Raw genomic sequence first — 12,480 nt, forward strand, 5'->3', positions numbered from 1 at the left:
CCTGCCGCCCTTGCCATCCGGCGAAGCCGGGGCCGGCGCGCGGCTCAGTCGTCGCGCTCCGTTGCGTGCGCGACGACCTTGTCGAGCAGCCGCTCGAACGTCTGCCGTTCGCTGTCGGACAGGCACGCGAGCAAGCCGTCGTTCCACTTGCGCACGATCGGCATGATCTTGCGATGCAGCGCGCGGCCGTCTGCGGTCAGTGCGATCAGCACGATCCGGCCGTCCTCGTCGCTCGCGCTGCGCTCGAGCAGCCCCTGGCGCAGCAGCGCTTCGGCCGCGCGGCTCGCCTGGCTCTTGTCGAGATTGGTGTGGCGCGCGAGGTCCATGATCGAGAACGGGCCGAACGCGCCGACGGCGGCGATCACGCGCGCCTCGGGCAGCGAGATGTCGAGCTTGTGCCGGTACACCTCGCCGATCCCGCGGTCGGAGCGCTTCGTAAGCGCATGGAGGCGATAGGTCAGAAACTGATCGAGCCCGGCTTGACGGCCTTTCATGTCGAATCCTGAAGAAAAAGGGCGGGCCCGATTGTTCCTGTATCGCGCGCTCGGGTCAACGGTCAGTGTGCACCGTACTTCAGGCGTGTCAACTGTTCCGCTTCGTTCGCGAGCAGATTGGCCGCATCGCGGATCGCGACGTCGAGCGTGATCGGCCCGGGCGCCGGCGAAAAACAGCCGGAGAAATGCTCGGACAGGCGCGGCAGCGCGGCCGGGTCGACCGCGCCGGACAGCAGCGACGCGCTCACGCCGGCGGCCCGCGCGTGCCGGCACGCGACGAACGGCGCCTTGCCGTGCAGCGTCTGCACGTCGGAGCGGCCTTCGCCGGTGATCAGCCAGTCGGCGCCGGCCAGGGCGGCGTCGAGCCCGACCTGGCGCGCGACCACCTCGGCACCGGCCTCGAACCGTGCACCGAGCATGTGCAGCGCGAAACCGAGGCCGCCCGCGGCGCCCGCGCCCGGCAGGTCGCGGCCGTGACGGTCGAGCGCGGCTTCGAGCAGGTCGGCGAATCGGGCGAGGGCGGCATCGAGGGTCGCAACCTGCGCGGCCGTCACGCCTTTTTGCGGACCGAACACGGCGGTGGCGCCATGCGCGCCCGTCAGCGGGTTGTCGACGTCGGACATGCCGACGAATTCCGTTTCCTTCAGGCGCGGATCGAGCGCCGACACGTCGATGCGCGCGATGTCGGCGAGCCGCGACGGCACGGGCTCGAGCGGCTGGCCGTCGGCGTCGAAGCACTGCAGGCCGAGGCCCGCGAGCAGCCCGGCGCCCGCGTCGTTGGTGCTGCTGCCGCCGAGCGCGACGAAGAAGCGGCGCACGCCCTCGTCGAGCAGCGTGCGGATCGCCTCGCCCATCCCGCGCGTGCTGCGCGCGTCGACCGGCACGCTCATGCCGACCGGGTCGGTAATCCCGACGATCTCGGCCGTCTCGACGATCGCGGTACGCGCATCGATCACGCCGACCGCCGCGTCTCGCGGTGCGAGCGACGCGCCGGCCACCCGCAGCGTGCGCCGCGTGCCGCCGCCCGCCAGCATCGCGTCGAGCGTGCCTTCGCCGCCGTCGGCCATCGGGCAGCAGCGCACGACGGCGTCGGGCCGCGCGCGGCGAATGCCGGTGGCGATCGCGTCCGCGACCTGCTCGGCGGAAAGCGAGCCTTTGAACGAATCGGGCGCGATGACGACGACAGGCGCGGACGGGTGGTGCGGCATGGTGTCTCCGGAGGGTGTGATTGGTGTGAAGAATGCATGGTTGGCCACGGGGGTGGCTCACACGCTATCGGAGCTTACAGGATGGCGGGCGCGGGGTGGATACGTGGCTCGGCATAGCGGCGATCCGTGTGCATGGCCGTGCAACGGGCCGTCGATGGGGCGGGGACACACGCGTGTCGTGCCGATCTGGCGGTACGAGGAAAATTGTTTGCTAGAATAGTCGATTCTTCCGGCCAAAGCCGTGCTCCGAGCCGCTTGCGCTAGCCATCCGGCGCGTGCAGGGATGGCGTGGCGCCCCGGCGCGGCGTGTGAGTGTGCGCACCTCACGCTGCAGGCAGGCACGGCAAGGAAAACCCGATTCGCTCGAATAATTTTAGGACGATTGAAGCCATGGCTAACGTTGTTGAGAACCTCGGCAAGCTTGAACGCCGTGTGACGATTTCCCTGCCGAAAGACACCGTGCAGAAGGAAATCGATGCCCGCATCCAGAAACTCGCGAAGAACGTGCGCATGCCGGGTTTCCGCCCGGGCAAGGTGCCGCTGAAGATGGTCGCGCAACAGTACGCGGGTCAGGTCGAGGCGGAAGTGCTGAGCGACAAGATCGGCCAGGAATTCTTCACGATCAGCCGCGCGGAAAACCTGCGCGTCGCCGGCCAGCCGAGCTTCGAGCCGAAGCAGGAACAGGCTGAAGACGCATACGCGTTCGACGCGACGTTCGAGGTCTACCCGGAAGTGAAGATCGGCGATCTGGCGACGGCTGAAGTCGAGCGCTCGACGACGACGATCGGCGACGCCGAAATCGACCGCACGCTGGACATCCTGCGCAAGCAGCGCGTGCACTACCACGCACGCGGCGAAGCCGGCGAGCACGGCGACGGCGGCGCGGACACCGCAGCGAAGAACGGCGACCGCGTGACGGTCGACTTCGTCGGCAAGATCGACGACGTCGCGTTCCAGGGCGGCACGGCCGAAGATTTCCCGTTCGTGCTCGGCGAAGGCCGCATGCTGCCGGAATTCGAAACGGCGGCGCTCGGCCTGAAGGTCGGCGAACAGCGTACGTTCGACCTCAAGTTCCCGGATGACTACCACGGCAAGGACGTCGCCGGCAAGACGGCGCAGTTCACGGTCACGATGAAGAAGATCGAGTGGCCGCACCTGCCGGAAATCGACGCGGAATTCGCGAAGTCGCTCGGCATCGAAGACGGCGACCTCACGAAGATGCGTGCCGAGATCAAGGAAAACCTCGAGCGCGAAGCGAAGCGTCGCACGCAGTCGATCGTCAAGAACCAGGTGATGGACGCGCTGCTGAAGATTTCCGAGCTCGACGTGCCGAAGGCGCTGATCGAGCAGGACCAGCAGCGTCTCGTCGAAATGGCGCGCCAGGATCTGGCGCAGCGCGGCGTGCCGAACGCGAAGGATGCACCGATCCCGGCCGAGATGTTCGCCGAGCAGGCAGAGCGTCGCGTGAAGCTGGGCCTCGTGCTGGCCGAGCTGGTGAAGGCGAACGGCCTCGAAGCGAAGCCGGAGCAGATCCGCGCGGAAGTCGACGAGTTCGCGAAGAGCTACGAAGACCCGAAGGAAGTGGTCCGCTGGTATTATTCCAACCAGCAGCGCCTCGCCGAGATGGAAGCGTTCGTCGTTGAGAGCAACGTCGTCGACTTCGTGCTGGGCAAGGCAAAGGTGACGGACAAGGAAGTGAGCTTCGAGGCACTCGCGAGCGCATCGGCGCAAGCGTAAGTGTCGCTCTAGCGGCGTGCCGGCTGTCGGAGCGACGGCCCGCACGCCGTTTTTACGTCAAGCGCACGGTTGCCATTAATATGGCGATTGAGCGGGCGGCTTCCTTCCGTTCAATTTTCCATTCGAACAAGGTTCATTGAATGATCACTCGCGCTGAATTGCTGGACATGCTTGCTTCGAACGCGCCGCAGGGTTTCGAGGCGCAAGCGCTGGGGCTGGTGCCGATCGTCGTCGAAACGAGCGGCCGCGGCGAGCGTTCGTACGACATCTATTCGCGTCTCCTGAAGGAGCGCCTGGTGTTCATGGTCGGCGAAGTGAACGACCAGACCGCCAACCTCGTGGTCGCGCAATTGCTGTTCCTCGAGAGCGAGAATCCCGACAAGGACATCAGCCTCTACATCAACAGCCCGGGCGGCTCGGTGTCGGCCGGGATGGCGATCTACGACACGATGCAGTTCATCAAGCCGGACGTGTCGACCCTGTGCATGGGCCTCGCGGCCAGCATGGGTGCGTTCCTGCTCGCGTCGGGTGCGAAGGGCAAGCGCTTCGCGCTGCCGAATTCGCGCGTGATGATTCACCAGCCGCTGGGCGGCGCGCGCGGCCAGGCCTCCGACATCGAGATCCAGGCGCGCGAGATCCTCTACCTGAAGGAACGGTTGAACAACCTGCTCGCGCAGCATACGGGCCAGGACGTCGAGCGCATCGCGCGCGACACCGACCGTGATAACTTCATGTCGAGCGAGGACGCGAAGGCGTACGGGCTGATCGATCAGGTGCTGCTGAAGCGCCCGTGAGCTTAAACGGGGTGCCGCCCCGATTCGCCCGGCGCCCCGCCACGTCCCGAGTGCCCTGAGCATCTGCGGCAAGCGCATCCAGCCGGCTCCGGTCGCGCCCTAGGCGCGGCGTTCGGAGCAATCGGCGTATCATGTCATTTACCTGTCCGGAGGCTCTACATTCATGGCGGACAAAAAAGGTTCGAACAGCGAGAAGCTGTTGTATTGCTCGTTTTGCGGGAAGAGCCAGCATGAGGTGAAAAAACTCATCGCGGGCCCGTCGGTGTTCATCTGCGATGAATGTATCGACCTCTGCAACGAAATCATTCGCGACGAGGCGGCTGCCGCCGGCGTCGAGGCCAGCCTGTCCCGGTCGGATCTGCCGAGCCCGCAGGAAATTCGCGACATCCTCGATCAGTACGTGATCGGCCAGGAGCGCGCGAAGAAAATCCTCGCGGTGGCCGTGTACAACCACTACAAGCGCCTGAAGCATCTCGACAAGAAGGACGACGTCGAGCTGTCGAAGAGCAACATCCTGCTGATCGGCCCGACGGGCTCCGGCAAGACGCTGCTCGCGCAGACGCTCGCACGGTTGCTCAACGTGCCGTTCGTGATCGCCGACGCGACGACGCTGACCGAAGCCGGCTACGTCGGCGAGGACGTCGAGAACATCATCCAGAAGCTGTTGCAGAACTGCAACTACGAGGTCGACAAGGCCCAGCGCGGGATCGTCTACATCGACGAAATCGACAAGATCAGCCGCAAGTCGGACAACCCGTCGATCACGCGCGACGTGTCGGGCGAGGGCGTCCAGCAGGCGCTGCTGAAGCTCGTCGAGGGCACGATGGCGTCGGTGCCGCCGCAGGGCGGCCGCAAGCACCCGAACCAGGATTTCATCCAGGTCGACACGACCAACATCCTGTTCATCTGCGGCGGCGCGTTCGACGGTCTCGAAAAGGTGATCACCGATCGTACCGAGAAAACCGGTATCGGCTTCGGCGCGACGGTCAAGAGCAAGCAGGAGCGCGACGCGGGCGAGGTGCTGCGCGAAACGGAACCGGAAGACCTGATCAAATTCGGTCTGATCCCCGAATTGATCGGCCGGCTGCCGGTGGTCGCGACGCTCGGCAAGCTCGACGAAGCCGCGCTGATGAAGATCCTGGTCGAGCCGAAGAATGCGCTCGTCAAGCAGTATCACAAGCTGTTCGCGATGGAGCGCGTCGAGCTGGAAATCCGGCCGGGCGCGCTGCAGGCAGTCGCCCGCAAGGCGATCCGCCGCAAGACCGGCGCGCGCGGTTTGCGTTCGATCATCGAACAGGCGTTGCTCGACGTGATGTACGAGCTGCCGACGATGAAAGGGGTCAGCAAGGTCATCATCGACGAGAACGTCATCGATGGGGACGGCAAGCCCTTGCTGATCTACGAGGACACGCCGAAGGTGGCGGGTTCGAACTGACCGGCTTGCCGACGATGTTCAGCGAAAAAGGCCGTTCATGAGTCCGTGGGCGGCTTTTTTTCGTTTATCTTGTGGGTAACTCTGACTCGACACGCGGTGGTTACTTTCTTACCGAATATTTCCCGCACTTGAAGGCTTGCAATTCGTTGTGGCGGCCTCAATTACCGAACAATTGATTCCACTCATGGGGAAATGAAATGTCAGGCACCCAACTTCTCCCGCCGGAACGCATCACGCTCCCGCTGCTGCCGCTGCGGGACGTCGTCGTTTTCCCGCACATGGTCATTCCGCTCTTCGTGGGCCGGCCGAAATCGATCAAGGCCCTCGAAGCAGCGATGGAAGGCGGCAAGCACATCATGCTCGTCGCCCAGAAAACCGCGGCCAAGGACGAACCGACCGAAAAGGACATGTACGAGGTCGGTTGTATCGCCAACATCCTGCAGATGCTGAAGCTGCCGGACGGCACCGTGAAGGTGCTCGTCGAGGGCCTGCAGCGCGCGAAGGCGTTGTCGATCGAAGAGCAGGAGACGCAATTCTCCTGCGAAGTGATGCCGCTCGAGCCCGATCACGCAGACAGCGCCGAAACCGAAGCGCTGCGTCGCGCGATCGTGTCGCAGTTCGACCAGTACGTGAAGCTGAACAAGAAGATCCCGCCGGAGATCCTCACGTCGCTGTCGGGCATCGACGAAGCGGGCCGCCTCGCCGACATGATCGCCGAGCGCCTGCCGCTGAAGCTCGACCAGAAGCAGCACATCCTCGAGATGTTCCCGGTCATCGAGCGCCTCGAGCACCTGCTCGCGCAACTCGAAGCCGAGATCGACATCCTGCAGGTCGAAAAGCGCATCCGCGGGCGCGTGAAGCGCCAGATGGAAAAGAGCCAGCGCGAGTACTACCTGAACGAGCAGGTCAAGGCGATCCAGAAGGAACTCGGCGAAGGCGAGGAAGGCGCGGATCTCGAGGAACTCGAGAAGCGCATCAACGCCGCGCGCATGCCGAAGGAAGCCAAGAAGAAGGCCGACGCCGAACTGAAGAAGCTGAAGCTGATGTCGCCGATGTCGGCGGAAGCGACCGTCGTGCGCAACTACATCGACACGCTGATCGGCCTGCCGTGGCGCAAGAAGAGCAAGGTCAACAACGATCTGTCGAACGCCGAGCAGGTGCTCGACGAGGATCACTTCGGCCTCGAGAAGGTCAAGGAACGGATCCTCGAGTACCTCGCGGTGCAACAGCGCGTGGACAAGGTCAAGGCGCCGATCCTGTGCCTCGTCGGGCCTCCGGGCGTCGGCAAGACCTCGCTCGGCCAGTCGATCGCCCGTGCGACGAACCGCAAGTTCGTCCGGATGGCGCTCGGCGGCGTGCGTGACGAAGCCGAGATCCGCGGTCACCGCCGGACGTATATCGGTTCGATGCCGGGCAAGATCCTGCAAAGTCTCGCGAAGGTCGGCGTGCGCAATCCGCTCTTCCTGCTCGACGAAGTCGACAAGATGGGCATGGATTTCCGCGGCGATCCGTCGTCGGCGCTGCTCGAAGTGCTCGATCCGGAACAGAACCACACGTTCGCCGACCACTACATCGAAGTCGACTTCGATCTGTCGGACGTGATGTTCGTCGCGACGTCGAACTCGCTGAACATCCCGCCGCCGCTGCTCGACCGGATGGAAGTGATCCGTCTGTCGGGCTACACGGAAGACGAGAAGGTCAGCATCGCCCAGCGTTACCTGCTGCCGAAGCAGAAGAAGAACAACGGGCTGAAGGAAGGCGAGATCGAGGTCACCGAGCAGGCGATCCGCGACATCATCCGCTACTACACGCGCGAAGCCGGTGTGCGTTCGCTCGAGCGGGAAGTGTCGAAGATCTGCCGCAAGGTCGTGAAGATGCTGCTGCTGAAGAAGGCATCGGGCGCGATCAAGGTCGATGGCGAAAACCTCGACACGTTCCTCGGCGTGCGCAAGTACGACTTCGGCCTCGCCGCGAAGGAAAACCAGGTCGGTCAGGTGACGGGCCTCGCGTGGACGGAAGTCGGCGGCGACCTGCTGACGATCGAAGCCGCGGTGATGCCGGGCAAGGGCAACGTGATCCGCACGGGTTCGCTCGGCGACGTGATGAAGGAGTCGGTCGAGGCCGCACGTTCGGTCGTGCGCTCGCGTTCGCGGCGTCTCGGTATCAAGGACGAAGCGTTCGAGAAGCAGGACATCCACATCCACGTGCCGGAAGGCGCGACGCCGAAGGACGGTCCGTCCGCCGGCGGTGCGATGACGACCGCGCTGGTGTCGGTGCTGACGGGTATTCCCGTGCGGGCCGACGTCGCGATGACGGGCGAAATCACGTTGCGTGGCGAAGTGCTGCCGATCGGCGGGCTGAAGGAGAAGCTGCTGGCGGCGCACCGCGGCGGCATCAAGCTCGTGCTGATCCCGGAAGAGAACGTGAAGGATCTCGCGGACATTCCGGACAACGTGAAGAACGCGATCGAGATCGTGCCGGTCCGCTGGATCGACAAGGTGCTGGAGCTCGCGCTCGAGCGTTCGCCGACGCCGCTGCCGCCGGAAGAAGAGGCGAAGGCTGCGGCGCCGGTCGGCGAGGCGGCGAAGGATGCCGGTTCGACGGAAGTCGTCAAGCACTGAGAACCTGAACGCCGTCGTTGCTGACGGTTGTTCACGAAAACCCGCGGCGGTGTCCGCGGGTTTTTTTATGCGCATCGGAATCGTGCGTGCCCGCGCGTGAAAAAAAATTCGCGTGCGGGCTTGGCAAAATGATCGGGGATGAATTAAACTTGCGGGCTCGCTGATTGTTGATGCGGAAACGCAGATCGCAGTCGGAACGAATCGGAAACGGGTGCTTAGCTCAGCTGGTAGAGCGGCGCCCTTACAAGGCGTAGGTCGGGGGTTCGAACCCCTCAGCACCCACCAGTTTCACGATTCAGCCAGACCAAGGAGCGGTAGTTCAGTCGGTTAGAATACCGGCCTGTCACGCCGGGGGTCGCGGGTTCGAGTCCCGTCCGCTCCGCCAAACAAACAACAATGCCCGCCTTGTGCGGGCATTGTTGTTTGTGCATCCGGCTTGCGTCCGCTTGCGGGCGCGTGACCGCGGAGTGGAGGAAGCCGCCTGCGCGGCTTCCGGCGGGACTCGAAGGGTTGCGCGTGCACGCGCAACCGCGGCCTGCAGGATGTGGGCGAGTCCCGTCCGCTCCGCCAAACAAACAACAATGCCCGCCTTGTGCGGGCATTGTTGTTTGTGCATCCGGTTTGCGCCCGCTTGCGGGTGCGTGACCGCGGAGCGGAGGAAGCCGCCTGCGTTTTATCCCGTCCCACCCCGTATGTTGTAATATCGGACGTTTTGTCCAATTTTCCCGTCACGCATGCTCGATTTCTTCCGTAATCACCAGCGCCTGATGATGGCGCTCCTGCTCCTGATCGTGTTGCCGGGGCTGGGTTTCGTCGGGATCCAAGGCTTCCGCGGCTTCTTCGACGACAGTGCGAACGTCGCGGCAGTCAACGGGCACAAGATCACGCGGGTCGAATTCGACGGCGCGTTCCGCCAGCAGATCGACCAGGCGCGCCAGGCGCTCGGCGGCCAGTTCGACATCAAGATGTTCGATACGCCCGAGCATCGCAAGCAGGTGCTCGACGGCCTGATCCAGCAACGTGTGCTGGCCGACGAGACGCAACGCCTGCACCTGACTGCCTCCGACAACGCCGTGCGCGACGCGCTGATGAGCGACCCGATGATCGCGTCGCTGAAGAAGCCCGACGGGACGATCGACGTCGAGCGCTATGCGCAACTGCTGTCGTTCCAGGGGATGACGCCCGAGCAGTACCAGGAGCGCGTGCGTTACAGCCTCGCGTTGCAGCAGATTCCGGCGAGCATCGTGTCGAGCGCATTCACGCCGAAGAGCCTTGCGCAACGCCTGTCCGAACTCGCCGCGCAGCAGCGTGAAGTGCAGGCGCTCGTGCTGAAGACGAGCGACTTCGCGGCGAAGGTCCAGCCGACCGACGCGCAGCTCACCGCGTACTACGACGCGCACAAGCAGAGCTTCGCGACGCCGGAAACCGCGACGATCCAGTACCTCGTCTATTCGCCGGCGGCCGCGGCCGCGAGCGCGCAGCCGACCGAGGCGGACATCAAGAAGTTCTACGACGACAACCCGACGCACTTCCGCACCGAAGCGCAGGTGCGCGTGAGCCACATCTTCATCGCCGCGCCGGGCAGCGCCAGCGCGGCCGACAAGGCGGCGGCAAAGGCGAAGGCCGAGCAACTGCTCGCCGACGTGAAGACCCATCCGGATCAATTCGCGCAGATCGCGCAGAAGGATTCGCAGGACGCGCCGTCGGCGGCGAAGGGCGGCGACCTCGGCTTCATCACGCGCGGCTCGACCGCGGGCGGCAAGGCGTTCGACGATGCCGCGTTCTCGCTGAAGCAGGGCGACGTCAGCGGCATCGTGCAGTCGGATCTCGGTTTCCACATCCTGAAGGCGACCGAAGTGAAGCCGGCGGTCGTCAAGCCGTTCGCGGAAGTGAAGGACCAGATCGCGGCCGACCTGAAGCAGCAGTACGCGTCGAAGGCGTTCTCGGACAACGCGGAAGGGTTCACGTCGACCGTCTACGAAAAGGCGAAGACGCTGCAGCCGGCCGCGGACAAGTACAAGCTGACGATCCAGACGGCCACCGTCACGCCGACGCCGAATCCGCAACTGCCGCCGACGAGCCCGTTGAACAATCCGAAGTTCCTGGCCGCCGTGTTCGCGAACGACGCGGTGAAGAACCAGAACAACACGCAGGCGATCGACGTCGGCAACAACACGCTGATCTCGGCGCGCGTGACCGACTACAAGCCGGCTGCCGTGCCCGCGCTCGACGCGATCAAGGACGTCGTGCGCCAGAAGGTCATCGCCGAGCAGGCCGCGGAACTCGCGAAAAAGGACGGTGCGGCGAAGCTGGCCGAGCTGCAGAAGTCGAAGTCGACCGACGGGTTCTCGGCCGCGCAGAAGGTGTCGCGCACGCAGTCGCAAGGCCTGACGCCGGCTGCGCTGAGCGCCGTCTACAAGGTCGATGCGAAGACGCTGCCGGCTTACGTCGGCGTCGATCTGGGCGCGGACGGTTATGCGATCTATCGCGTGAACGCGGTGATCCCGGGTTCGGCGGTCGATCCGCAGCAACTGGCGGCCGCGCAGCAGCAGATGGCGCAGGTCGACGCGCAAAGCGAAGGCGAGGCGTACCTCGCCGCGCTGCGCGACCGCTCGAAGGTGAAGCTGTACGGCACGACGGCGAGCCAGCAGCAGGACGGCGACAACTGAGCATCGTTTCGCCCGCAACAACCATCGAAAAGCCCCGCGCGACGCGGGGCTTTTTGTTTTTCGGTGCGCGGCTGCGCTCAGCCGTGCGGCTTGCCGAGCAACGGCTTCAGCGCCGGCCACACGTTGTCGAGCAGGATGCGCTGGGCCGGCTGCGCCGGATGCATCTGGTCGGCCTGGAACATCTCGGGTTTGTTCTCGATGCCGGCCAGCAGGAACGGCACGAGCGGTACGCCGAGATCCTTCGACAGCCGCGTATAGACCGCGTGGAACTTCTGCGTGTAGTCGGGGCCGTAATTGGGCGGCACGTACATGCCGACCAGCACGACCTTCGCCCGCGCCTGCCGCGCGCCGGCGATGATGTCGCGCAGGTTCTGCTCGGTCGTCGCGAGCGGTACGCCGCGCAGCGCATCGTTCGAACCGAGCTCGACGACGACGATCGACGGCTTGAGCCGCTGCAGCACCGCGGGCAGCCGTGCCCGGCCGCCGCTCGTGGTGTCGCCGCTGACGCTCGCGTTCGCGACGCTATAATCGATTCGCTCGGTCGTGAGCCGTTGCCGCAGCAGCGCCACCCAGCCGGTGTCGCGCGGCAATCCGTATTCGGCCGACAGGCTGTCGCCCAGCACGACGATCACGGGCGGGCTCGATGCCGGCGCCGTCGCGGCGCGTGCGGGCACGCCGACGGCCAGCAGGGTGCCCAGCAGCGCGGCGGCCGCCGCGCGTCTTTTCCAGCGAAATGTCGTGTCCATGTTCAAGATTACCGATCCGATCATCGAAGTCCATGACGTGTGCAAGCGGGTCGCCGATGCAACGGGCGAGCTGACGATCCTCGACGGCATCACGCTTGCCGTGCAGGCGGGCAGCAGCCTCGCGATCGTCGGCGCGTCGGGGTCGGGCAAATCGACGCTGCTCGGCCTGCTTGCGGGGTTGGACAGCGCGACGAGCGGCACGGTTCGCCTGCTCGGTCGCGCACTCGACCAGCTCGACGAGGACGAACGCGCGGCGTTGCGCAACGGTGCGGTCGGATTCGTGTTCCAGTCGTTCCAGCTGATGCCGCACCTGACGGCGCTCGAGAACGTGATGCTGCCGCTCGAACTGCAGGGCGGTATCAGTGCGCGCGAGGCGGCCGACCGCGCTCGCGCGCTGCTGGTGCAGGTCGGTCTCGGCGAACGCACCGCGCATTATCCGAAGCTGCTGTCGGGCGGCGAACAGCAGCGCGTCGCGCTCGCGCGCGCATTTGTCACGCGCCCGGCGATCCTGTTCGCCGACGAGCCGACCGGCAGCCTCGACGCGGCCACCGGCCACGCGGTCATCGACCTGATGTTCGAACTGAACCGCACGCATGGCGCGACGCTCGTGCTCGTGACGCACGATATCGAACTCGCGCGCCGCTGCGCCACCACCGTGACGCTCGACGCCGGCCGCATCGTCGCGCCGCACGCGGCTTCCCGCGGCGCGTGAAGGCGCCTGCGGCCGGCCGCGCGGGGCGAATCGGCGCGGCCGGCAACGGCATGACACCGTCGCG

9 protein-coding genes and 2 tRNA genes are annotated in these 12,480 nt (G+C 65.3%); 8 read left to right on the forward strand and 3 right to left on the reverse strand.

Annotated elements, in window-relative coordinates:
- Positions 1-44: 44 nt before the first annotated feature.
- Together HWX62_RS13080 and HWX62_RS13085 are read right to left on the reverse strand one after the other, a co-directional pair.
- Positions 45-494 (reverse strand): MarR family transcriptional regulator, encoded by a 450-nt coding sequence (locus tag HWX62_RS13080; protein WP_129512350.1) that lies wholly within the window; start codon positions 492-494, stop codon positions 45-47.
- 62 nt (positions 495-556) lie between these two features.
- Positions 557-1,702 carry a glycerate kinase gene (locus HWX62_RS13085; RefSeq protein WP_175928957.1) on the reverse strand — a complete coding sequence of 382 codons (1,146 nt, stop codon included), beginning with the start codon at positions 1,700-1,702 and terminating at the stop codon, positions 557-559.
- 390 nt (positions 1,703-2,092) lie between these two features.
- On the opposite strand from HWX62_RS13085, the gene tig reads away from it, so the two are divergent.
- The 7 genes from tig to HWX62_RS13120 all read left to right on the forward strand — a co-directional run bounded on the left by tig (position 2,093) and on the right by HWX62_RS13120 (position 10,958).
- Complete coding sequence (gene tig / locus HWX62_RS13090; RefSeq protein ID WP_059585179.1) at positions 2,093-3,439, forward strand: trigger factor; 1,347 nt, start codon at positions 2,093-2,095, stop codon at positions 3,437-3,439.
- A 140-nt stretch (positions 3,440-3,579) separates the two neighbouring features.
- On the forward strand, positions 3,580-4,233 hold the full coding sequence (gene clpP / locus HWX62_RS13095) for an ATP-dependent Clp endopeptidase proteolytic subunit ClpP (RefSeq protein ID WP_006496351.1): 654 nt from the start codon (positions 3,580-3,582) through the stop codon (positions 4,231-4,233).
- Between the two features lie 163 nt (positions 4,234-4,396).
- A complete protein-coding gene (clpX, locus tag HWX62_RS13100) occupies positions 4,397-5,668 on the forward strand; it encodes an ATP-dependent Clp protease ATP-binding subunit ClpX (RefSeq protein ID WP_006489345.1) in 1,272 nt (423 codons plus the stop codon).
- A gap of 197 nt (positions 5,669-5,865) precedes the next feature.
- Entirely contained in the window at positions 5,866-8,289 is a 2,424-nt protein-coding gene (gene lon / locus HWX62_RS13105) for an endopeptidase La (RefSeq protein ID WP_050013282.1), read from the forward strand.
- A gap of 209 nt (positions 8,290-8,498) precedes the next feature.
- Positions 8,499-8,574, forward strand: a tRNA-Val gene (locus HWX62_RS13110).
- 23 nt (positions 8,575-8,597) lie between these two features.
- Positions 8,598-8,674, forward strand: a tRNA-Asp gene (locus HWX62_RS13115).
- A 349-nt stretch (positions 8,675-9,023) separates the two neighbouring features.
- A complete protein-coding gene (locus HWX62_RS13120) occupies positions 9,024-10,958 on the forward strand; it encodes a SurA N-terminal domain-containing protein (RefSeq protein WP_175928959.1) in 1,935 nt (644 codons plus the stop codon).
- Between the two features lie 77 nt (positions 10,959-11,035).
- Here HWX62_RS13120 and HWX62_RS13125 read toward each other — a convergent pair whose 3' ends face one another.
- Positions 11,036-11,704, reverse strand: coding sequence for an arylesterase (locus tag HWX62_RS13125; protein ID WP_175928960.1), 669 nt, complete (start codon positions 11,702-11,704; stop codon positions 11,036-11,038).
- Between HWX62_RS13125 and HWX62_RS13130 the strand changes: the two genes are divergently transcribed.
- On the forward strand, positions 11,703-12,416 hold the full coding sequence (locus HWX62_RS13130) for an ABC transporter ATP-binding protein (RefSeq protein WP_175928961.1): 714 nt from the start codon (positions 11,703-11,705) through the stop codon (positions 12,414-12,416). The genes HWX62_RS13125 and HWX62_RS13130 overlap by 2 nt on opposite strands.
- Positions 12,417-12,480: the final 64 nt, after the last annotated feature.

This window comes from Burkholderia sp. BCC0506, assembly GCF_902833145.1.
Lineage (GTDB): Bacteria > Pseudomonadota > Gammaproteobacteria > Burkholderiales > Burkholderiaceae > Burkholderia.